The sequence below is a fragment of the Bacillus sp. AK128 genome, assembly GCF_053903075.1.
The window spans coordinates 755,248-778,365 of record NZ_CP096379.1; the positions used below are offsets into that span (position 1 = coordinate 755,248).

Annotated in this window: 25 protein-coding genes and 1 pseudogene; 19 read left to right on the plus strand and 7 right to left on the minus strand. The window is 37.3% G+C overall.

The window, feature by feature from the left end:
• Window positions 1–40 precede the first annotated feature (40 nt).
• Entirely contained in the window at window positions 41–811 is a 771-nt protein-coding gene (locus tag M1D60_RS03395; RefSeq protein WP_456277811.1) for a TIGR01457 family HAD-type hydrolase, read from the plus strand.
• Window positions 812–1,219: 408 nt separating this feature from the next.
• Here M1D60_RS03395 and M1D60_RS03400 read toward each other — a convergent pair whose 3' ends face one another.
• A complete protein-coding gene (locus M1D60_RS03400; RefSeq protein ID WP_456277812.1) occupies window positions 1,220–1,732 on the minus strand; it encodes a phosphatidylglycerophosphatase A family protein in 513 nt (170 codons plus the stop codon).
• 134 nt (window positions 1,733–1,866) lie between these two features.
• On the opposite strand from M1D60_RS03400, the gene yutH reads away from it, so the two are divergent.
• The gene (gene yutH / locus M1D60_RS03405; RefSeq protein WP_456277813.1) at window positions 1,867–2,871 is read left to right on the plus strand and encodes a spore coat putative kinase YutH; all 1,005 of its coding nucleotides are present in this window, start codon (window positions 1,867–1,869) and stop codon (window positions 2,869–2,871) included.
• 67 nt (window positions 2,872–2,938) lie between these two features.
• Here the strand turns inward: yutH and M1D60_RS03410 are convergent, their stop codons facing one another.
• Window positions 2,939–3,166, minus strand: a complete 228-nt coding sequence (locus tag M1D60_RS03410) for a NifU family protein (RefSeq protein ID WP_456277814.1) — start codon at window positions 3,164–3,166, stop codon at window positions 2,939–2,941.
• Between the two features lie 134 nt (window positions 3,167–3,300).
• Between M1D60_RS03410 and M1D60_RS03415 the strand changes: the two genes are divergently transcribed.
• Window positions 3,301–3,627 (plus strand): YuzD family protein, encoded by a 327-nt coding sequence (locus M1D60_RS03415; RefSeq protein WP_456277815.1) that lies wholly within the window; start codon window positions 3,301–3,303, stop codon window positions 3,625–3,627.
• A gap of 69 nt (window positions 3,628–3,696) precedes the next feature.
• On the opposite strand, the pseudogene M1D60_RS03420 reads toward M1D60_RS03415, so the two are convergent.
• Window positions 3,697–4,017: pseudogene (locus tag M1D60_RS03420) on the minus strand (methyl-accepting chemotaxis protein); the annotation flags it as partial.
• Window positions 4,018–4,656: 639 nt separating this feature from the next.
• Entirely contained in the window at window positions 4,657–5,724 is a 1,068-nt protein-coding gene (locus tag M1D60_RS03425) for an NAD(P)/FAD-dependent oxidoreductase (RefSeq protein ID WP_456277816.1), read from the minus strand.
• Between the two features lie 220 nt (window positions 5,725–5,944).
• On the opposite strand from M1D60_RS03425, the gene M1D60_RS03430 reads away from it, so the two are divergent.
• Complete coding sequence (locus M1D60_RS03430) at window positions 5,945–6,181, plus strand: YuzB family protein (protein WP_456277817.1); 237 nt, start codon at window positions 5,945–5,947, stop codon at window positions 6,179–6,181.
• Window positions 6,182–6,243: 62 nt separating this feature from the next.
• Here M1D60_RS03430 and M1D60_RS03435 read toward each other — a convergent pair whose 3' ends face one another.
• A complete protein-coding gene (locus M1D60_RS03435; protein WP_456279342.1) occupies window positions 6,244–6,921 on the minus strand; it encodes a DUF2225 domain-containing protein in 678 nt (225 codons plus the stop codon).
• 189 nt (window positions 6,922–7,110) lie between these two features.
• Here M1D60_RS03435 and dapF point away from each other — a divergent pair, with 189 nt between their 5' ends.
• The 8 genes from dapF (at window position 7,111) to M1D60_RS03475 (ending at window position 13,156) form a co-directional block, all read left to right on the plus strand.
• Window positions 7,111–7,968 carry a diaminopimelate epimerase gene (gene dapF, locus M1D60_RS03440; RefSeq protein ID WP_456277818.1) on the plus strand — a complete coding sequence of 286 codons (858 nt, stop codon included), beginning with the start codon at window positions 7,111–7,113 and terminating at the stop codon, window positions 7,966–7,968.
• Window positions 7,969–8,040: 72 nt separating this feature from the next.
• On the plus strand, window positions 8,041–8,391 hold the full coding sequence (locus M1D60_RS03445) for a HesB/IscA family protein (RefSeq protein WP_456277819.1): 351 nt from the start codon (window positions 8,041–8,043) through the stop codon (window positions 8,389–8,391).
• A gap of 200 nt (window positions 8,392–8,591) precedes the next feature.
• On the plus strand, window positions 8,592–8,723 hold the full coding sequence (locus tag M1D60_RS03450; RefSeq protein WP_456277820.1) for a hypothetical protein: 132 nt from the start codon (window positions 8,592–8,594) through the stop codon (window positions 8,721–8,723).
• 824 nt (window positions 8,724–9,547) lie between these two features.
• Window positions 9,548–10,777, plus strand: a complete 1,230-nt coding sequence (locus tag M1D60_RS03455) for an NAD(P)/FAD-dependent oxidoreductase (RefSeq protein ID WP_456277821.1) — start codon at window positions 9,548–9,550, stop codon at window positions 10,775–10,777.
• 84 nt (window positions 10,778–10,861) lie between these two features.
• Window positions 10,862–11,347: an NUDIX domain-containing protein gene (locus M1D60_RS03460; RefSeq protein ID WP_456277822.1), complete on the plus strand. Its 486-nt coding sequence runs from the start codon at window positions 10,862–10,864 to the stop codon at window positions 11,345–11,347.
• A gap of 188 nt (window positions 11,348–11,535) precedes the next feature.
• Window positions 11,536–11,670, plus strand: coding sequence for a YuiA family protein (locus M1D60_RS03465; protein WP_456277823.1), 135 nt, complete (start codon window positions 11,536–11,538; stop codon window positions 11,668–11,670).
• Window positions 11,671–11,811: 141 nt separating this feature from the next.
• Window positions 11,812–12,135: a YuiB family protein gene (locus M1D60_RS03470; RefSeq protein ID WP_456279343.1), complete on the plus strand. Its 324-nt coding sequence runs from the start codon at window positions 11,812–11,814 to the stop codon at window positions 12,133–12,135.
• Between the two features lie 295 nt (window positions 12,136–12,430).
• A complete protein-coding gene (locus tag M1D60_RS03475) occupies window positions 12,431–13,156 on the plus strand; it encodes a 3D domain-containing protein (RefSeq protein ID WP_456277824.1) in 726 nt (241 codons plus the stop codon).
• 27 nt (window positions 13,157–13,183) lie between these two features.
• Here M1D60_RS03475 and M1D60_RS03480 read toward each other — a convergent pair whose 3' ends face one another.
• On the minus strand, window positions 13,184–13,996 hold the full coding sequence (locus tag M1D60_RS03480; protein WP_456277825.1) for a cobalamin-binding protein: 813 nt from the start codon (window positions 13,994–13,996) through the stop codon (window positions 13,184–13,186).
• 10 nt (window positions 13,997–14,006) lie between these two features.
• Complete coding sequence (locus M1D60_RS03485; RefSeq protein WP_456277826.1) at window positions 14,007–14,483, minus strand: divergent PAP2 family protein; 477 nt, start codon at window positions 14,481–14,483, stop codon at window positions 14,007–14,009.
• A gap of 90 nt (window positions 14,484–14,573) precedes the next feature.
• Here M1D60_RS03485 and M1D60_RS03490 point away from each other — a divergent pair, with 90 nt between their 5' ends.
• The 7 genes from M1D60_RS03490 (at window position 14,574) to M1D60_RS03520 (ending at window position 23,110) form a co-directional block, all read left to right on the plus strand.
• Window positions 14,574–14,957, plus strand: a complete 384-nt coding sequence (locus tag M1D60_RS03490) for a DUF309 domain-containing protein (RefSeq protein ID WP_456277827.1) — start codon at window positions 14,574–14,576, stop codon at window positions 14,955–14,957.
• Between the two features lie 68 nt (window positions 14,958–15,025).
• Window positions 15,026–16,528: a leucyl aminopeptidase gene (locus M1D60_RS03495; RefSeq protein ID WP_456277828.1), complete on the plus strand. Its 1,503-nt coding sequence runs from the start codon at window positions 15,026–15,028 to the stop codon at window positions 16,526–16,528.
• 249 nt (window positions 16,529–16,777) lie between these two features.
• Window positions 16,778–18,133 (plus strand): M20 family metallopeptidase, encoded by a 1,356-nt coding sequence (locus M1D60_RS03500; protein WP_456277829.1) that lies wholly within the window; start codon window positions 16,778–16,780, stop codon window positions 18,131–18,133.
• A gap of 58 nt (window positions 18,134–18,191) precedes the next feature.
• Window positions 18,192–19,406, plus strand: coding sequence for a M20 metallopeptidase family protein (locus tag M1D60_RS03505; RefSeq protein ID WP_456277830.1), 1,215 nt, complete (start codon window positions 18,192–18,194; stop codon window positions 19,404–19,406).
• A 134-nt stretch (window positions 19,407–19,540) separates the two neighbouring features.
• Window positions 19,541–21,136, plus strand: a complete 1,596-nt coding sequence (locus M1D60_RS03510) for an ABC transporter substrate-binding protein (RefSeq protein ID WP_456277831.1) — start codon at window positions 19,541–19,543, stop codon at window positions 21,134–21,136.
• 93 nt (window positions 21,137–21,229) lie between these two features.
• Window positions 21,230–22,147: an ABC transporter permease gene (locus tag M1D60_RS03515; RefSeq protein ID WP_456277832.1), complete on the plus strand. Its 918-nt coding sequence runs from the start codon at window positions 21,230–21,232 to the stop codon at window positions 22,145–22,147.
• 15 nt (window positions 22,148–22,162) lie between these two features.
• On the plus strand, window positions 22,163–23,110 hold the full coding sequence (locus tag M1D60_RS03520; protein WP_456277833.1) for an ABC transporter permease: 948 nt from the start codon (window positions 22,163–22,165) through the stop codon (window positions 23,108–23,110).
• Window positions 23,111–23,118: the final 8 nt, after the last annotated feature.

The following is a 23,118-nucleotide window of genomic DNA, read 5'->3' on the forward strand; positions in this document are numbered from 1 at the left end:
TTCTATCAGTATTATCATAAAGTAAGGGTGATCACAAGAGATGAAGCAATACGAAGGATATTTAATTGACCTAGATGGAACGATGTATAGAGGCAAGGAACGAATTATAGAGGCTTGTCACTTCGTACAAGCTCTTAAGGAAAAGGGAATTCCTTATTTGTTTGTAACGAATAATTCTTCTAGGAGACCTAGTCAAGTGGCAGAAAAATTAAGGGAATTTGAGATTCCTGCTGAAGATGATCAAGTATTTACGACAAGTCAGGCAACAGCCAACTATATTTTTGATCAGAAGTCAGATGCTTCTGTTTATATTGTAGGGGAAGAGGGAATCCGACATGCGGTTTTGGAAAAGGGACTAACCATTCAAGAACAAAACCCTGATTTTGTTGTGATGGGAATTGACCGCGAGATCAACTATGAAAAGCTTGCGCTTGCCTGTATTGCTGTCCGGAATGGTGCAACGTTTATTTCAACAAACGGAGATATTGCAATCCCAACGGAAAGAGGATTACTACCAGGTAATGGCTCCTTAACATCTGTAGTAGCTGTTTCAACAGAGGTACAACCAACCTTCATAGGAAAGCCAGAAAAAATCATTATGGAGCAAGCCTTGAAGGCTATTGGGACACCACCTGAAAAGACACTAATGATTGGTGATAATTATCAAACAGATATATTAGCCGGCATTAATGCTGGGTTGGATACTTTATTAGTTCATACGGGTGTCACTACCAAGGAGCATGTAAAGAGCATTGTAAAACAGCCAACCTATATCATTGATTCTTTAGAGCAATGGATTGATAAAATATAGTATAGAAGAGGCTGGGACAAAACCTTATACACCGATCTCAAAGCCGAATAATCTCTAAATTAGTCTGCCGATTAAATATAATACTGTTTTCGGTTTCTTTCATTCTTATTAACCAGTTAAGCTGAACAAACAGGGTTGTTCCATTGCGCTTCAGGCACTCGCTTTCCGCGGGGCGGGCGGTGAGCCTCCTCGGCTACGCCTGCGGGGTCTCACCTGTCCCGCTACTCCCGCAGGAGTCGAGTGCCTTCCGCTCCATTCCACTAGGTTATAAAAGTAGCATGTAAAATCAACAACTTAATTGAAGATAAAAAATAAAGACCCGAACTAGTAGGTGAAAGATACATTAAAATATCGCCTAATAGTTCGGGTTTATCACTGGCTGAAATACTTATGTCCCAGCCTCTTTCTTTATATTTGACTATCCTCAGCCTTTGCTGCTGCACTATGTGCAAGTCTACTAGAAGCAGCTGCCGCGATAGCCCCAACAATATCATCTAAAAAGGTATGACACTCCCCAGTTGATTTGTCATTTAGACGCTGCAAAATACCAGGTTTCTGCTTATCAATATAACCGAAGTTCGTAAATCCAATAGAACCGTATATATTCACAATGGATAGGGCTATAATTTCATCAATCCCATATAACCCTTCGTCTACTTCAATTGCATTTTGTAGCGGAGCTTCAAGTTGTTTCTTTTCAGCTAGACGATCAAGCTGGATACCCGTTAAAATGGCATTTTGAACTTCGCGCTTAGATAGGACCTTTTCTACATTATGAATACATGTTTCTTTTGTTAAGTCAGGATGGTATTTGACCTGAAGGAAATAAACAAGGTCACCAATATCCTCCACCGTTACACCTCGGTCCTTTAACCATTGTCTTGCTGTTTCTTCCAGTTTTGATCTTTTGGAGTTTTCCATATACTCACCTTTCTATAAAAGTATTAGTTCCTCTTCATATTTTCCGTTGAATATTAATTTATTCAAAAAAACCATACTTTTATTACAAGTTTTGATAATTTAACTCATATAAATGACAATAAGGGGGGCAAGAGATGAACCAACACCTACAAAATTCATATAACCTCAGTTGCCAAAAGTCCGGATTCTTTCGCTCTTTTGAGACGTATAAAAGTCGTGATGAGAATTATTTACTGGTCCCAGTGAATCATTTAGAAGCACAAGAAATTGAAGAGATGTCTTTACTTAGTGATTACTTTTTACATAAAGGTGATCAACAAATTGCCAGCATCGTAAAAAATAAACGAGGTGAAATTGTAAGTAAAGCAGAAGACATTATGTTTGTATTATTAAAATGTCCGTATGAAACGGAAACAAGCAGTAGAAAAAATTCCGTCGGTATGGAGTTAGCTAAGTTCCATAGAAGAGGTAAAAGAATTCCTTTTCCAGTTAATAGTCTAGTCAGAATTGGCCAATGGAAGACCCTATGGGAAAAGAGGCTTGATCAGCTTGAACAATTTTGGATAATGAAGGTTAAGAATCAGCCGAGTGATAAATTCGAGAGGCTTTTTGCTGAATCTTTTCCATACTATGTAGGACTTACTGAAAATTCAATTCAATATTTGGTTGATACCGAATTAGATGAACAACCTACAGAGCTTGATTCTGGTACTGTCTGTCATCATAGGTTTCTGTCCGACAGCTGGGAATTTTCTCGATATATGAAGCTCCCCACAGATTGGGTGTATGATCATCCGAGTCGAGATTTAGTGGAATGGGCGAGATCATCCTACTGGAAAAATCACCATACAATGGATTCTTTTCACCAACTAATTAACGAGTATGAATCGATTAATTCACTCTCACCTTTTTCTTGGAGATTATTTTACTCAAGATTACTTTTCCCTGTTCATTATTTTGAATGCATTGAAGGCTATTACAAATCAAGTACAGAAGAAGAACGAGAGCGTTATCTTCATGAATTACAGGAAATGATAAAATCAACGGATAAATATGAAAAATATTTAAAGGAAGTTCATTTTTACATTAGTTACCGAAATAAAAGAAGAGACTTACCTAAACTTCACTGGATTGGTTAAAAGTTAGTTGTTGGAAAATAAAAAGCGCTCTCTTTACTAATAGAGAGCGCTTGGGTTTATTTAACGATTAGAATACCTGCTCTACTTCAATTACACCAGGAACTTCTTCTAAAAGGGCACGCTCGATACCAGCTTTAAGGGTAATCGTTGAGCTTGGGCAGCTACCACATGCGCCTAATAGTCGTAACTTTACAATACCTTCTTCAATATCTACTAACTCAACATCCCCACCATCACGAAGTAGGAATGGACGTAGTTTATCTAGTACTTCCATTACTTGTTCTTTTACTTCCATTTTAATCGACTCCTTTCCTTACTTCTATTATAATGACTTTGATATAAAAAATCTATTCTGTTGTCTTTAAAATCAACAATGTAGGTATTTTCCAATTAAATCGATTACAATGGAAAGGAAGGGAAGTGGAGAAGGTGTCATTTCAACCAACAGAAATAAGTGTATTTGGTGCTGATGTATTATGTCCTAGCTGTGTGAATTTACCCTCATCTAAGGAGACCTATGACTGGCTAGAGGCTGCCATTAGTAGAAAATTCCCAAATCAACCATTTATCATTACATATGTAGATATTTATGATCCCGTCGATGACGAGGAAAAGAAAGAGTTTGCCCAAAGAGTCATCGAAGAGGACATGTTTTATCCTGTTGTTGTCATTAATGGTGAAATAGTAGGTGAGGGTAACCCTCGATTAAAAACGATATATGCAGAGCTTGAAAAGTTTGGATATCAGCCAGAATAAAAAGCCTTTAGGTTGTCTAAAGGCTTTTTGTTCTGGCGATTGTATAGCCAAACTTGATATAAAATAACTTTATAATTCAGAAGCGTATTTATTTAGTTCCTTACTCATTTTTTCAATGTCATCAATAAAGCTGGAGATCTCCTGCGTTGATAAAGCTTGTTGTTTACTAACAGATACAACCTTCTCAACAGAGTCAGCCATTTCTTTCATGGACCTTTGTAAATCGGTAATAATTACACGAATCTTTTCAGTAGAAATGACTGTTTCGTTTGAAAGCTTTCTTATTTCTTTGGCAACAACGTCAAAACCACGTCCCATTTCACCAGCTCGTGCCGCTTCAATTGAAGCGTTTAAACCAAGTAAATTAGTTTGATCCGCAATTTTTTTAATAAATTTGATTACGTCATCTGTTTTATTCATTTCCTCAGAAGCATGCTTAGATTGATCAAGAAGGATATTACTAATCCCCTCTAGCCCATCTGCTCCTTTTTGGACATCCGTAACACCTGTATTCGCTTGTTCTAGTGAATGAACAATTTGATCAGAGATTTTGCGAAGCTCACGTTCATTTTGCTCTTGCATTTGAATAGCAATTGCACCAATAACTTCGCCCTGATGAATAATTGGATTAGCTAAACCAGTAAATGAAAAGCCGAAAAATTCTGCAGAAACTTCATCTTTAATGATTCTTCTATTTTTAATGCAATCTGCTAAGGGTTCATTCGGGTTGATTCTTGTTCCAGCTTTTACTCCAAGGTTTATCTTTCTACTCGGATAATAAACAAGCCACTGCTCTTTATTCGTAATTCCAATTGCTATATCTGGTAACATGGAAGACAAAATGGAGATGACTTTCATATAAGAATTTAATATTTCTTCTGCACCTTTTGATTCTACTCCGACATTCATTTTAAATCCTCTTTTCTAAAGTTAATCTTTCTTATTATATCATTTAATGAATGATATAAATGAAAATGCTTACAAATAAAAAGAAAAAGCTGTCGAATTTTGACAGCTTTGTGTATTGAATCACCCATTATGATAACGATACATCCATAAAATTCCTGATTTAAGAAGTCTTGGTACTCTTCCCATAAGTGGACGATCAGCTAGTAGACCAAATCCTTGTTTCTTTCCTAATGATCCTAGTACACCTTTGAGCTTAATAGGAGGAAATTCTGCTGGAGGCTCTTCTCCGTCCCAACGCTTTAAAAGTACTTCTACAATTTGTTCTGCTTGTCCCTCTGCTAACTGAGCACTTGGAGCATGAGGTAGGCTTGCACAATCGCCGACGACATAAACATGCTCATCGTTAGGGAGGTTATGCTGCTTCGTTAAGACCACACGACCCTGAGCATCCTTGTCAACTTCTAGATCACGAACGATTTTATTTGGTTGGATACCTGCTGTCCATACAATGGCATCGCAATGAACTGGCTCATCATGGTTAAATATAGTTTTCTCTTCAATACGTGTTATATTTGCTTTATTAATTACTTCTACACCATGTGAATGGAACCAATTTTCAACATAACTACTTAGCCTATCTGGGAACATAGAGAGAATATTTTTTCCACGGTCAAAGAGCTTTACTCTTAAATCAGGACGACTTTCACAGAGCTCACTTGCTAATTCAACTCCACTTAATCCTCCACCGATGATTCCCACTACACTGTTAGCGCCTAAATTATTAAGGGCTTGGTAAGCATTTCTAGAACGGTCTATCGTTTGAATGCTATACGTATATTCATTAGCACCCGGTACATTATGATACTTATCTTCACAACCCAGCCCTATAACTAGATCGTCATAAGGAATTGCTTCCTGTTCATTCAGTTGTACGGTTTTATTATCTATATCAATATGGGTCACTTCACCGTATTTGATAGATAGTCTAGGGTGTTCTGGAAAGGTAACACGAATATGCTGATCTGAAATCGTACCTGCTGCAAGGGCATAGTACTCGGTTTTTAAACAGTGATAGGGGTTACGATCAATTAGAGTAATGTGAACATCCTCAGGCAACTGATGGGGCAATAATCGGAGTAATACGCGCATATTTCCATATCCGCCTCCGAGTAAGACTAGTTGTTTCATACTTATTCTCCTTTATGGAAAGTCTATCTATAGAAAGAAAAAAAATTATACACGCTAAATACCATAGAAAAGTATAACGAAAATACCCAGTAATCACAATATGTTTATGATAATTTGATGGTTATATGATCATCTATTAAGTTTATCATTACTTTATTCATTTTTAAAATTGACGAATTCTTCTAAAAAAGGTAGCCTTTAAATCGTAGAGGTGAAAAGCTTGAAGCCAATTATTGAGTTCTGTATTAGTAATTTAGCAAGTGGAGCACAGAAAGCAAGGGAAATACTAGAGAAGGACCCGAATTTTGATATAATTGAATATGGATGTTTATCGTATTGTGGGAAATGTTACAAATCCCTTTATGCATTAGTAAATGGAGATGTTGTCACTGGGGAAACCCCAGAAGAATTGGTAGACAATATTTATCAGTATATAGAAGAAAATGACATGTTTTAGGTTTGAAAAAGAATACGTTAAAAAAGGAGGATTTGCCTATAAGGTGAATCCTCTCTTTTGTTTTATGTTTTTTGGTTTTCTCGTAACTCTTGCCAGGATTCTCTTGCCAATACAACCATGCGCTTTTCTAATGTTTTATTTTCTTGTTGAATGACTTTTGTTAAATAGGTAATCGCTTGTCGATCATCACCGAGCTTGCGGTATAGATCTCCAATTAGATATAAGAGTTTAATTTCAGTCATATCTGTTTCTTTAAAATCTTCGTTTAAGTAGGAATTTACGTAGGCGTTGACGGCCATGTTCATAAAGCGAAGTTCTTGGTTGTGATCCTGTTCTTTTCTAAAAATCCACACTAGCCTCATATATAACCCAGCTAGCACAATATTCTTTTCTTTTTTTAAGGTTGCACTATAAATGGCAAGCTTATATGTTTCGACTGCCTCTTTTATTGTTCTTTTATGTCCATAATTCTTTGTTACCCAATTGGAACCAATTGATGATTGTATAGACTGAAGTGTTTGTGGAGGAAATGATGATGAAAATTCTTCTGAAACAGAATAGCCACAATCCGGACAAACACTTACATAATATAATAAAGGACTGTTTTCCTCATCCTCATAATAAGAACAAAAATCAGAATCAGATTTAAGTACTCGTAAAAAACGTGAGCGAACCTTCTTTGTTGTAAAAGTATTAGAGCAAGCAGCACATGTTACGGTTTTATCAAATAAAATCTCCATATTTTCCAAAGAGCTCTCCCCCAAAAATTCAACAAATTATCTAATCTAAATGTACTAGAGATTAGATCTTAACTCAATCTTTTTTCCTACTAATGTCCTGAGGAGATCCGTGTTGTTTTACTAGAAAAATGAATTTATACTATTATTATAAATAGTAACTTTAATCAGAATTGGAGTAGATGTTTAACGATGGAACGAATTCCTTTTACAAAAATGCACGGACTAGGAAATAATTATGTATATATAGATGTCTTTAAGACTGAACTGCAAGAAGAAATCCTGGCTGATTTAGCGGTCAAGGTTTCCTCTGTTTATACAGGGATTGGCTCTGATGGGTTAATTTTAATCTGTCCATCTGAACAGGCTCCAGTTAAGATGCGAATCTTTAATAATGATGGGTCTGAGGGAAGAAATTGTGGAAATGGATTACGTTGTGTCGCAAAGTATGCGTATGAAAATGGAATTGTAGAAGAAAACAAATTCCTTATTGAGACTTTATCTGGGTTAGTTGAAGCGACAGTTCATGAGCAGAATGGAGAAGTGAATTCTGTAACGGTAAATATGGGTAAGCCACGCTTATCGAGAGAAGAGATACCTATGCTCGGTGAATCTGCTGAGAAAATTGTAAATGAACCTTTTTTAGTAAACGGAGAGACGTTCAATCTAACTGCGGTATCGATGGGGAATCCTCATTGTATTATGTATGTGGACGATATTAATGTAGCGCCAGTAACAACACTGGGGCCGATCATTGAGAAAGACCCTCGCTTCCCTGAGAGTGTCAATGTTGAGTTTGTAGAAGTCGTGAATGATCAGGAAATCCACTTTAGAGTGTGGGAGCGCGGCTCTGGTGTAACACAGGCTTGTGGAACAGGTGCATGTGCTGCAGTGGTTGCCTCTGTGTTAAATGAAAAGACAATAAGAGGACAAGAGACAACGGTTCATTTAGCTGGTGGCGATTTATTGATTACTTGGGCTGATAGTGGAGAAGTATATATGACAGGTCCAGCTGAAGTGATTACCGAAGGCGTATATTTTTATAAGTAGAGCGACTTATTTGAGACAATGACCAATTGTTTGTATACTATATAGTAAGAGCATGGAAAAGGAGGTTTCATTATGATTACGATTACTGAGGCAGCCGGATATCAGATTAAAGATATGATGAAAGAAGAAGGCAAAGAGATGTTTTTACGTGTTGGTGTAAAAGGGGGAGGCTGTAGTGGGCTTTCTTATGGAATTGGCTTTGAGGAAGAAAAGCAGGCCGATGACGCTGAGCTAGAACAACATGGAATCAAAGTTGTTATTGATAAGGAAAGTGCTCCGATCTTAAATGGAGTAATAATAGACTTTAAACAATCGATGATGGGCGGCGGGTTTACTATTGATAACCCAAATGCGATTGCAGGATGTGGGTGTGGCTCTTCTTTTAGAACAGCTGCAAATGCAGGAACACCAGAGGATTGTTAATAGTATAGGCTTTTTTCTAAGACCTTGTTGCAACAACATAGTTGAAATAAGCTGGCGACTCTTTTTAAAGGAGTCGTTTTTTTGATGTTTTTAAACTTAAGTTATTTTGTCAGCCAGCTTATAGTGTGGAGGTAATTTCCAAGTGAGTGGTAATTTATTTGGAGCAAACTAATGAAGAAAAACAGGTGAGGAGGGAAGTCATGGATCAGAAACAAAATTTGCAGCAACCACCGGACACAGGAAAACTAACTAATTTCCATTATGGCTCTGAACAGGATCATAAAACAGAAAAAATAGAGCAAGAAGCGAAGCGCCGCCAGGGAAATAGGTAAATAGAAGAAGAGGCTGGGACATAAGTATTTCAGTTAGTGGTAAAACCCGAACAATTAGGTGATATTTCGAGTATCTTTCACCTGCTAGTTCGGGTTTTTTTTGTTACTTTTATTGATTTGTTTATAATTGCATTCTTTTTTTAAACTAGTGGAATGGAGCGGAAGACGCTCGACTCCTGCGGGAGATAGAGGAAAGGCTGAGACCCCGCAGGCGTAGCTTGTCTAGTTGCAGTGCCCAGCTCCTCGAGGTCAAATAACCCTACATCAAGAAATGGGAAAGAGCACCCTTTTCTTGATGTAGGAACATTTGCTTGTCGGAGCTAACCGGGCACTTCCACTTTTCTATGAGGAGGCTCAGATTCCTCCCCGCGGAAAGCGAGCGGCTGCAGCGCAATGGAACAACCCTATTTTTCCAGCTTAACTAGTTAATAACATAAAAAAAACGAAAACAGTATTATATTTGATAGGTAGACTAATTTTGAGATTATTCGTCTTTGAGACTGGGTATTAGGTTTTGTTCCAGCCTCTTAATACTTATGTGAAAAACTTACTCTCAAATAATTAATAAACCTAGTAGTAAATCTTCAGTATTTTTAGTAATTGGTAAATGTAATTTATAAAACTACATATATTATCTATAAGTGATTTATATTAATCATTCGAATGTCAAGTTGTAACGAGTTTAAGGGTTGAAAAATCATTTGAAAAAGAATAATATGAGGATAGATATTATATTAAATTTTTATGACATTTTTCGCACAATATTCTTATTTTTTGCACTACTTAGTGAAAAGTATCACAAAGCAACAAACCTAAAATTTTAAATGGATGTGATTAGTTTGAAGAAGCCAAAGGTAGTAATACTAGGAGCAGGCTATGGTGGGATAATGACAGCCGTTAATCTGCAAAAAAAGCTAGGAGTTAACGAAGCTGACATTACACTAGTTAATAATAATGACTATCATTACCAAACAACTTGGTTACATGAAAATGCAGCGGGAACGCTTCACCATGACCGCACACGTATTCAGATTGCTGATATTATTGATCGTAATAAAATTAATTTTGTTCAAGATACAGTTGTGAAAATTGTACCAGAAGAACAAAAAGTAACTTTACAAAACGGAGAAGTTACATATGATTATCTAGTTGTAGGTCTAGGTTACGAGTCGGAAACCTTTGGCATCAAGGGTCTAAAGGAATTTGCATTTTCAATTGCTAATATAAACTCTGCTCGACAAATTAAAGAGCATATTGAGTATCAATTTGCAAAGTATTCTAACATGAAGGAAAAGAAAGATGAGTTATTAACGATTATCGTAGGTGGGGCTGGTTTTACTGGAATCGAGCTAGTTGGTGAGTTAGCAAACCGTATTCCTGAACTTTGCCAAGAATTCGACGTTGATCGTGATAAAGTAAGAGTACTATGTGTAGAGGCTGCTCCTATGATTCTTCCTGGATTCGATGAAGAGCTGGTTGACTATGCAAGAAACTACTTAGAGAGAAAAGGCATTGAATTCCGAATTGGTACAGCGATTAAGGAATGTACAGAAGAAGGAATCATTGTTGCTAAGGATGATCAAGTAGAAGAAATTAAGGCAGCTACTGTAATTTGGGCAGCTGGAGTACGTGGTAATGAAATTGTTGAAGAATCTGGTTTTGAAGCAATGCGCGGACGTGTGAAGGTTGATCCATACCTACGTGCACCAGGTCATGATAATGTGTTTATCGTAGGTGATTCTTCATTGATCATTAACGAAGAAATTAATAGACCATATCCACCGACTGCTCAAATTGCAATGCAGCAAGGTGTTACATGTGCAAATAATCTTGCTGTATTAATCCGTGATCAAGGAAATCTGGAAGAGTTTAAGCCTGATTTAAAAGGAACTGTATGTTCGCTTGGCCATGATGATGCAATTGGAACAGTATATGGTAAAAAGATTGTCGGCTGGAAAGCAGCAGCTATGAAGAAGGTTATTGATAACCGTGCTTTATTTTTAATTGGTGGACCATTACTTGTTATTAAAAAAGGTAAATGGAACTTCATCTAATACATCTTTAACAGAAAAGACAAGGGACAAATCCTTGTCTTTTTCTTTTAGAAATTATATAAAAAGTTTTAAGAGGTGAGAGGCTTGTCTAGTAAACGAGGGAATGTCTGGTTGGCAGTTGCGGGATTAGTGGTGAATGATGCCGGGGAATGGCTAGTTGTTAAAAAGAAGTATGGAGGATTAAAGGGAATGTGGTCGATACCTGCAGGGTTTGTGGAAGCAAATGAAACCATTGACCAAGCTGTCCTAAGAGAAGTGAAGGAAGAGACGGGTATATCCTGTACTGTTCAAGGAATTCTTGGTGTTAGATCAGGTGTAATCGACAATAGAATTAGTGACAATATGATCATTTTCTCACTAAAAATGGTGGGTAACCAGAAAATAATTACTCAGGAAGATGAATTGTTTGAAGCGATATTTAAGAGTCCTGAGCAGTTAAAGGTGGATGACCGAACGTCCGTATTACTTCGATACTATATGGAGATGCAAGAAAATCAGTTAACCTCCATAAATGATACTATTAACCCTGGTAATCAATTTGGTTACACTGCCTATAAGCTTTTTTATTAGAAGCCTTTCAAAAAAAATAAAAATTATGTGGGATTAACGATAATGAAAGGAATTCGGTAAAATCAGTAGATTTAATAAGATGTATTCGCTTTCATCGTAGTATTTTCAGAAAAATGAAACTTTTGTTTTCCTGTAAATAATGATATATTATCAGAAAATTTAAATTATTATTTCAGGAGGGCAAAAAAATGGAAAAGACACTATATGATCAACAACAAGCAGATTGTCCGTATTGTTCTGGAAACGGTTACTTTCAATTACTACTTGGTGGATCTGAGACTTGCTCTTGCTGTTCTGGATCAGGTAAAAAGACAACTAGGTAATTCCGACAATACAGTGAACGTTAGCTGATAATGTTGACCTGCTATAGACAATTCAGTACACTTATCATTAGGTTAAAAGAGGAAAGCTTTATGTATCAATAAGCTAACTGCTTTTGATGTGTGTGCTGGAGGTGAAGAATGATGAATATGAGTGTCCCGGTTTTATTAATCTCTTTATTGTTATTTTTTGTTTTATTTTTTGGTATTGGTTTCTTATTAAATATGCTACTACGAGCTACTTGGGTAATGGCGATTATCTATCCAATTATCTTTGTTTTTATTGTTGATAATATCCGATTCATAGATTATTTTACAAATACACAGGCTTCATTTTCTCAATTAGGGCAAAGAGTAACTTCACTTGCTGTTGCTGATATTACTATATTATTGTTCGGACTATTGGGTGCTATTTGCTCAGGATTAGTTATAAAAACGTTACGATCAAAAGGTTATCAAATGTTTTAATGGTTGGAGCTCACACGTTTCTTAAAAATGTGTGAGCTTTTTTATTTTGTTTCTTGGAGGTAACAAGGTAACAAGAAATTTTGCTGCTTTTTAAATTTATTTGCGACCCCCATTTTACCCGATATACTGTCATATGTCCTTAGAAATCCACTTTTTATAAACCATTCCCTTATGAATTTTTGTTCTATTCAGAAGACTATCTTATCAGAAAATTTCATCTCTTTAACTTTTCTATGAATAAAAAATTCAACAATTGGAAATGAATAGATTCGTGAGAGGAGATGAATCTATAAAAATGAATAGGTACACAACTTTATTAAAAAGAACAATGATGACTGTTTTATTTTTATTAGCAGTTTCGGCAACGTATACTTCCATTTCAGGTGTTCAGGCAGAGGAACTGACAGAATGGTGGGATCGTTATGATCACCCCTTTTATTCAGCCTTTTACGGAGCTAATCAAGGGATTATTGAAAATAGTTCAGTGAGAGATACTAATTTAAGCTTTAAAACGTTAAAAAGACATGAAGCTGAAGCGACTTCCATTTCATCGAGTCATGCTGAATCTAATTCACTTACGTTAGAAGATGCAATTGATTGGACTCAGTATCCATCAACGGTTGTGACAGCAACAGGTTATACAGCAGGGGTAGAGTCAACTGGTAAATCACCGGATCACCCTCAATATGGAATCACATATTCAGGGGTTAAGGTAAAGCGAGATCTATATTCAACAGTAGCTGCAGACCTTCGTGTGTTTCCAATTGGAACGATTCTATTTATTCCTGGCTATGGATACGGTGTAGTAGCTGATAAAGGTGGAGCCATAAAAGGAAATAAAGTAGACTTGTATTACGAAACCGTACAAGAAGTATATGAGCATTGGGGTAAGAAGAATGTTGAAGTATACGTAGTTAAGAAGGGGAATGGCAAGCTAACTGAAGCCGACTTAGCACAGTTAAACGAAAATGAGTCAATGCAGGTGTTCCGCCAGCAATACTTAAAAGATACAAAAAGCTAAAAAAAGCGCTCAGCTGAGCGCTTTTTATCAATCTAGTCGAAGTGGATCTACTCCATCATCTTTTGGATAAATGGATGGATGTAATAAAGGTGCAAGCTTTTTAAGTCCTAATAATAATCGCGGAGAAGGACGACAGTATAGGGGTTCTTCAAGAACATAGATATGGTTATGTTCAACAGCATGTATCAGCTCAGCTTGAAAACGCTTCTTCACTAATTCAGGCTTCATTTTCTGCTGATCAACACCAACCCACGCCATGCATATGTGGTCGGGGTTTAAAGCAACAATTTCTTCCCATTCAGATTGATAGCTTGCTACATTCCGGTGTGCAAAAATATTCGTACTACCTGCCAATAAACTAATTTCAGTCAACCAATTGATTCCACCAGGACTAAAAACCGGCTTTGGCCACCATTCCCAATATACGCTAGGCTTTATTTTAATTTTAGTTGATAGTTCGCGATATTCATTAATAAATTGTTTATATCGATTCACAATGTTAGTGGCAATCTCAAAAGTATCCGTCATTTTTCCGACCAGTAATAGGTCATTTGCAATATCCTCTAAGGATTGTGGATTCAATACAATGTGAGGGATCTTTCTTCTTTCTAGTTCCTCTACATTCTTTTCCATGCCAGGTACACTAAGGGATGCTAATACTAAGTCAGGCTTTAATTCTTCCAACCGATCCATATTAATAGAAAGATCCGGCCCAAGTTTGGGTAAATCTTGAATGTGTAAAGGCCAATCTGAATAGTTATCAATTCCAACTAAAGATTTTTCAAGACCTAAATAGACTAATAGTTCCGTATTACTAGGGCATATTGAAATGAGCCTCATGTTACTCCCCCTAAACGATGAAGTGATAGAGTGCGAGCGTTAAGAGAATACCAGTAAGACCTCCAAAGAAAACCTCAATGGGTTGATGACCTAGTAATTCCTTTAGCTCTTTTCTCTTCTCCTGTTCTTCTTTTTCCTGCCAATGCAAGGCTTCTTCCACAAATTTGTTGAAATCTGTAACTAGTTTATTTAACACCGTTGCTTGTTCACCAGCATGGCGGCGAACTCCTGTTGCATCAAACATAACAATAATCGCAAACACAGTGGCTACTGCAAAAATAGGAGAACCCATTCCTTCTTCAATTCCGACGGCAGTAGCTAAAGCAGTGACCGCAGCAGAGTGCGAACTAGGCATTCCGCCTGTACTTGTAAGTAAAGACCAATCTATTTTTCTTGATGCAATAAATTGAATCGGGACTTTTACAAATTGCGCAAAACCAATGGCGGCAAGCGCAGCCCATAAAGGGAAATTAGATAATAAACTCATATTTTGACATCCTTCCATCGTGTAAGTATTTTCTGTGTTAGTTATCATAAAAATTGATAAGTAAATATGGTACCATTAAATAATGGGGGAATGCTAATGAATTACCCAATGGAATACTATGATTTTTTTATAAAGTTTAATGAAGGTGATTATTACACCTGCCATGATTTATTAGAAGATATATGGATGACGGATAAGGATAACTTGTTCTTGAAAGGGCTCCTTCAAATGACCGTCGCAATCTACCATTATGAATATGGCAATGTAAAGGGTGCTAGGTTAATGATGCAAGCAGGGCACTTATATATACAAAAATATCGTCCAGCTTATTGGGGAGTCAACTTGGAAATTGTTAACTCTTTTATCGAACGGTGTTTAGTTATTATACCACAAAATATAGATCGACTCCCTTATGAAAAGGTAAATACCTTACCACCGCTTCCTAGCCTCTATCTATATCTAGAGGATGATTAGATACTCGAAATATTTTTATAATTTCTTTATAATGAAATAAGTAAGGAATAAATGGAGGTGTACTGTTCATGTTTACCGTTAAAAACGATTTTAAACTTAATGATTCTCGTGACACGCTAGTGGTTGGGATTTTTGAGAAAACAACTTCTTTTGAAGGACTATTAGGAGAAGTGAACCTGGCCCTAGGCGATCAATTGGCATCATTGATTAAAGAAGGAGATATCTCTAGTAAAAAAGGAGAAATCTCAAAAGTACATACGTTAGGAAAATTAGAAACAAAAAGAATTTATTTTGTTGGTCTAGGTAAGGAAAATGATTACAGTTTTGAAGTGGTAAGAAGTGTGTTTGGTAAACTTTTCAAGGTAGCTAAAAAGGCGAAATTAGAAAATGTAGACCTTGTATTAGATACCTTCGTCTCTGAACGAGTAGAAAGTATAGATGTGGCTCATGCGTTAGGAGAAGCAGCACCACTTGCTACTTATAAATTTGCAGATTACAAGCAAAAATCCAATGAACCTGAAAGAGGGCTGACATCTGTTGCGGTGTACACGAACTCTGATGCTGAAGAAGTAGAAGCAGGCATTACGGTCGGGTTTGCATACGGAACAGGTACTAACAGTGCAAGAACGTTAGTGAATACTCCTGGAAATATGTTAACGGCTACTGATTTAGCCAATTTTGCAGTAGAGCTTGCAGGTACATATGATTTTGAATATGAGGTTCTTGAGAAAGAGGACATGGAAAAGCTAGGCATGGGTGCTTTACTTGCTGTCAATAAAGGATCTGTCGAACGTCCGAAAATGATCGTCCTTAAATATCAAGGTAAGGCAGAATGGACAGATGTTATTGGATTAGTCGGCAAGGGGATTACCTATGATTCTGGTGGTTACTCTATTAAACCAAAAGACGGCCTAGTAGGTATGAAATCAGATATGGGCGGAGCAGCTGCTGTGTTAGGCGCAATGGAAATTATCGGTCAGCTAAAACCAGATCAAAACGTCGTTGCTGTCATCCCTTCGACGGACAATATGATTAGTGGAGATGCTTTTAAGCCAGATGATGTCATTACTTCGATGAGTGGAAAGACGATTGAAATCTTAAATACCGATGCTGAGGGTCGTTTAGCATTAGCTGATGCTGTCACCTATGCAAAGCATCATGGTGCCAATTACTTAGTGGACGTAGCGACATTAACGGGTGGAGTGATTGTGGCACTTGGGAATAAAATTACTGGAGCAATGACAAATAATGAAGAATTATTTGAAAAGGTTTTAGAGGCTTCTAATGAAGTTGGTGAAATGATCTGGAGACTACCAATCACAGATTATGTAAAGGAACGTGTAAGAAAAAGTAATGTGGCAGACATGAACAATTCCCCGGGTCGTGACGGCCATGCTATTTTTGCGGGAGCATTTATTGGTGAATTCGTCGATCACACTCCTTGGGTGCACTTAGACATCGCTGGAACAGCAACAACGTCAGCAGAATATGATCTAGGTCCAGCAGGGGCCACAGGTGTTATGTCAAGAACACTTGCCGCTTTTGTTGAGCGATTTGGTGAGGAAGAATAATTTTGTAATGGGACTGGATATGAATCCAGTCCTATTTTTTTTTTGAATCTATCATTGCTTGGATTGAATTTAGAGGAAAAAAATCTATTCCGCAGCATAAATATATTCTCAAATAAAAGAAAGTAAATTAAATGTAAAAAATATTAAGAAAATAAAAGGAATTTGTAAAATTTAGAAGAATATACTAATTTAACAATTTACGGAATATATACGGTCAGTGTCTGTAAATGGAATATTTCCAACAAAGGGGTGATATTTTTGAACAAAATATATCAATTTATTGAGGAAAATAAAGACATGTATATTGAATGGCTGCAGGAGTTATGTCGCCAGCCGAGTGTGGCCGCTCAAAACCGAGGAATGAAAGAAACAGCTGATATGGTTGAAAAATATTTAACTACTTTTACAACCGCAGCAGTAGAGCAATTAGAAACTTCAGGTTTTCCTGTTGTGTATGGAGAAATAAACACTGATAAAAAGAAGACACTTTCTTTCTATAATCATTACGATGTTCAACCAGAAGACCCGATTGAACTTTGGCATAGTGATCCATTCGGTGCAGAAATACGAGATGGAAAAATGTATGCAAGGGGAGTCGCTGATAATAAAGGCAATTTAATGGCTAGAGTTGCAGCTGTACATGCTTATCAGCAGGTATATGGTGAGTTACCAATTAACGTCAAATTTATTTTTGAAGGTGAAGAAGAAATTGGAAGTGTCCACTTAGAAGAGTTTACAGAAAGATATCCTGAAAAATTAAAAGCCGACGGTTGTATTTGGGAATTTGGGTATAAGAATCCTGATGGTAGGCTCCAGGTCAGCTTAGGGGTTAAAGGGATGTGTTATGTAGAGCTAAGAGTAAAGGGGGCCAATATTGACCTTCACTCAGCTAATGCATCAGTAATTGAAAACCCAGCCTGGAGATTAATATGGGCCTTAAACACGTTGAAAAATGAGAAAGAAGAAATTCTCATTGAAGGCTTTTATGATAAGGTTCTTAAACCTGATCAACAGGAGGTTAAGGTATTAGAAGACATGGTCTACCAAGAGGAGGAAACATTAAAGAAGCTCGAACTAGAATCATTTGTCTTAAATCTTTCAGGGACACCTCTTAAGGAACGACTTATTTTTCAACCGACATGTACAATATGTGGAATTGAATCAGGGTATACAGGACAAGGATCAAAAACGGTTTTACCTTCTACCGCAAAAGTGAAAATTGATTTTCGTCTGGTACCTAATCAAGAACCAGAAGAAATTAAAGCACTTTTACGGAAGCACTTAGATCATCATGGATTTGAAGATATAGAGATTATTGATTTATCAGGTGAGTACCCAGCGAAAACCGATTTAGATGACCCTCTAGTGAAAACGGTCGTAGAAAACGTTGAAAGAGTATATGGTCGTCCACCGACAATCAACCGTTTATCTCCAGGTACTGGGCCGATGTATATTTTATGTCAAAAGCTAGGTATACCGGCTGTATCAGTAGGTGTAGGGAATGATCAATCTCAAAACCATGCGCCCAATGAAAATATTAATATTCAAGACTTTATTGATGGAATCAAGATGATGGCCACCATTATCCATGAGTTTGATCAATAGTAGGCTATCGTTTTAATTTTTCTCAGAAAAAGCATGGGTGACAGGGGGAAACTTACTTATGGAAGAGTTAACTAAACAGGTGAATGAAAGAGAACTTCTCCACTATTCAAACCAGCTAGCAGGTGAATTAATAGAGTGGAGACGAACACTTCATCAATTTCCAGAGCTAGGATTTGAAGAGTTTGCTACTGCTAAGTTTGTACAAGAAAAGCTTGAAGAGATGGGATATAGTGTTCAAACACAGATAGGTAAAACGGGGGTGGTGGCAGTATTATACGGTCTATCTCCTGGTCCGACAGTTGGTTTACGAGCAGATATGGATGCCTTACCTATTCAGGATGAGAAGCAAGTAAACTACGCTTCTAAAGTACCTGGTAAAGCCCATTTATGTGGACATGATGCTCATACCACCATGCTACTTGGAGCAGCAAAAGTGTTATCACAACATCCACCAGAAAAAGGTCAAATTAAATTTATTTTTCAACCGGCCGAAGAAGGTTTAGGTGGTGCTGATGCCATGATCAAGGATGGTGTGTTGAAAAATCCTGATGTTGACTTAATCGCTGGACTTCATGTTCATCATACTGCCGAAACAGGCTATGTAACAGTATGCCCAGGCTTAAGTACAGCAGGAACAGATATGTTTAATTTAACGATTTATGGTAAAGGGGGTCATGCAGCCCACCCTCATCTATCGGTTGATTCTGTAACTGTAACCGCTCAAGTAATTACAGCATTACAACATATCACGAGTCGTCAGATCGACCCGTTATCACCTATCGTTTTGACGATTGGAAAGATAGAGGGAGGATATGCGAGAAACGTCATTGCCCCGAGTATACGTTTGGAAGGGACGGTTCGAACATTAGAACCATCTGTACGAGAAACGATTGAAGCTAGAATTAGAAAGGTTGTACTTGGTGTTTGTGAAGCGTTTGGTGCAACTTATGAACTTGATTATCAATATGGTTATCCATCTGTCATAAATGATGAAAAGCTAGTTCCGTTATTAACGGAAACAGCCACTCAAATATTAGGTGAAGGAAGTCTTTCTTTAGCAAGACCATCCATGGGTGGAGAAGATTTTTCTTACTATGTTCAAGAGGTTCCAGGTATTTTCTTTAGGTTAGGAATCAGGAATGAACAAAAGAATACCGCCTATCCACTTCATCATCCTCTGTTTGATATTGATGAGTCAGCTTTACCTCTAGGGACAGCTATGCTCTCCCAATTTGCTTTGAATGCGTTAAAAAAGCTTGAACAAGAATGCTAGAAAGTTAGAATCCTATTTGGGAAGTTAGAATGTAAATCAAACCTTCATATCTAAAAAGGGAAAACCTTTCAAAATATTAAGGAGTGGTTTACTTCTTACTCATATATTTATAAATTTTGAGGGGGTTTTTAATCATGAAACGTTTTCTGTATTTATGCCTATTGATTATGTCAATAAGCGCCTTGTTTTTAGTCGGTTGTACAGGTGGTGGGAATGAAGAGACTACTTCTGATCCTGAAGAAGCAGGAACTGAAACAAATGATGGTGAAGAAACAGCAACGGTAGAACAAGATGGAGTTTTAACCATTGCAATGGGAACGGATATGGTTTCATTTGATATCCACAACCACAACAATACGTCAACTGAAGCCATTCATATTAACGTTTTCAACTATCTTTTCAAGCGTGATGCCCAACAAGTTATTCAGCCTGATTTAGTTGAATCTTATGAATTAGTTAATGACACAACGTGGGCATTTAAATTAAAAGAAGGCGTTGCTTTCCACAATGGTGATGTATTAACTTCCGAGGATGTTAAGTTTACTTTAGAGCGTGTAGCAAAGGATAGTTCTTTAAAAGAGCATCCAAATTACAAGCAAATTTTAGAGGTTAAAGTAGTAGATGAGTTGAATTTTGAAATAATTACAGATGGACCACAGCCTGCATTAATCAATCGATTAGCGCGTTTAGGATCTGGGATTCTTCCGAAGAAATATATTGACGAAAATGGCTGGGATCATTTCCTAGAAAATCCGATTGGAACGGGTCCATATAAATTTGTTGAATGGGTACGTGACGATCGCATTGTATTTGAACCATATGAAAACTATTTTGAAGGTAAAGTAGATGAGTGGGAGCAGCTTGTATTCCGAGTCATTCCTGAATCTTCAACTCGTGTCGCTGAGTTACTGACAGGTGGAGTAGATATCGCAACAAACGTTGCTCCGAATGAATGGGATCGCGTTAATAATAACGAGGGAACAACAGTTATTTCTTCTGATTCAAACCGTACAATTATGCTTGTTGTCCGTCAAACGGAAGGGTTACCAACTGCTGATGCTCGTGTACGTGAAGCGATTGATTTAGCTATTGATGATAAGGCGTTAACTGATTTTGTCCTTGGTGGAGCGGGAGTCCCTACGCGTACACGTGTTACTCCAGGTAACGTTGGTGCAAATGAAGATCTGTTTGATACGTATGTATACGATGTTGAAAAAGCTAAAGAATTATTAGCTGAAGCTGGATATCCAAATGGATTTGAAATGACATTCCATTCTCCACACGGGAGATATTTACAAGATCGTGAAGTTGCTGAATTAATTACAGGAATGCTTGCTGAAGTAGGAATTAAAGCAAGTCTTGAGTTCATGGAGTGGAGTAATTTTGTTGAAATGCGTACGGCTAAAACAAATAAAGAGATGTACATGATTGGATTTGGTAACTCGCTATTTGATGCTGACTTAGCTGTTGACCTATATAACTCAACACGTGCAGCGGGAGAAATTGATTACAAGAATGCTGAAGTAGATGAACTCATTTTAGCAGCAAGAACAAACATGAATGCTGAAGAACGTGAAAAGCAATACCAAAAAATTCAAGAAATTGTTGCGGAAGAAAGACCACATATTCATCTTTACATTGAAAAGAGTAACTACGGAGTAAGCAGTGGGTTAAACTTTACTCCACGAGTTGACGAGATGTTATTTGTTCCACACATCACTAAAAAGTAATCAACAGGGGGCTAAGGAGACATGTCTCCTTAGTCCTTTTTGTATTTTAAAGACTTTATCGTTCAATGTGGATGGTAAGACAGGAGTGAGAAAATGAAGAAATTTTTGATTAGACGATTATTACAGATAATTCCTGTTCTATTTATTATTTCTTTTGTTGTATTTTCGCTAGTTCATTTGGCCGGTGATCCAGTGGCTTTAATGTTACCGGAGGATGCAACAGAAGAAGATAAACAAGCCTTACGTGAGGCATTAAATTTAGATGACCCGTTCTTAGTCCAATACGGAACATATTTGTTTAATATGTTTCAGGGCAATTTTGGTGAATCATTTAAATACGGTCAAGAAGCGCTACCAATAGTTTTAGAAAGGCTACCAGCTACCTTGGAACTAACGATTGCTTCGATGCTTGTTGCGGTGATTATAGCGATTCCATTAGGGATTTGGTCTGCCACAAAACAAAATTCATTCTTTGATCTATTCGCAACGGGTGGAGCAGTTTTAGGGAAAGCCATGCCAAACTTTTGGCTAGGAATCATGCTCATTTTATTACTTGCTGTAAATTATCAAATATTCCCTGTTTCAGGGAGGGGAACTTTTGCACATTTAGTCCTACCAGCAATCACGCTTGGGACAGGAATTGCTGCAGAAATGACGCGACTAATTAGATCCAGTATGATCGAGATTTTACATCAGGATTACGTCAGAACTGCCAAGAGTAAAGGTGTTAAGGATAGCCGGGTTATTTATAAACATGCATTTAGAAATTCATTAATTCCATTCGTGACAATAACGGCACTCCAAGCTTCTACATTAGTGGGTGGTGCTCTAATTACAGAAACGGTATTTGCTTGGCCAGGATTAGGTCAATTGTTAGTTCAGGCAGTTAACTCTAGAGATATGGCAATTGTTCAGGCTTCCGTATTCGTGATTGCCTTTATGGTTATTGCGATGAATTTACTAGCCGATATTATTTACCGATTATTAGATCCTAGGATCAAGTACAACTAGAAGGGAGGAAGTTAAATGTCATCTAATATACAACCAAATGGTCAGTCACCCATACCTGAACCTAGTAGTCTAGTAAAACCAGTTATCGTTGATAAGAGGGCAAGTACTGGTATGCGTTGGCTGAGACTCCTGTTAAGAAGTAAAACTGGAACCTTAGGTATGTTAATCGTGTTATCAATGGCAATTATTTCAATATTTGCTCCATACATTGCCCCCCATGATCCAGCCCAGATGAACCCAGCAGATATGCTAAAACCACCTGTTTGGATGGAAGGTGGAAAAGAAGAGTTTATTCTTGGAACAGATAATCTAGGGAGAGATTTATTAAGCAGAATTATTTACGGTTCACAAATTTCCTTACTAGTTGGAATATGTGCAGTAGTTGTTGCGGGAATTATTGGAATCATTGTCGGGATTGTAGCCGGCTATTACGGTGGTTTTTTAGACAATGTATTAATGAGAATCGTAGACTCTTTCTTAGCAATCCCTAATATTTTATTCATTCTTGTTGTCATCGGGGTATTTGGTCCAAGTTTACTTACGTTAATTTTAGTCATTGGGGCAACAAACTGGGTTACTTATGCGAGAGTAATTCGTGGAGAAGTATTAAGTATTAAGGAACGAGAATTTGTTAAAGCCTCCTACTCCATAGGGGTCCGAAATACCAAAATTATGTATCAGCATATTTTACCTAATGTGTTTTCTTCCTTTATTGTAATTTCAACATTAAGTGTTGCTACAACGATAATTTTAGAAGCATCCTTAAGTTTTCTTGGATTAGGTATTCAGCCTCCGACAGTTTCATGGGGAGGTATGCTAAGTGCAGGCCGAAATTATTTAGCAACTAGCTGGTGGGTCGCAACATTCCCTGGAGTAGCTATTACCATTACTGTTCTAGGTATTATATTTTTAGGAGATTGGCTACGTGATGTACTCGATCCTCGCTCTCAAGCACGTCGCTAAAAGGAGGT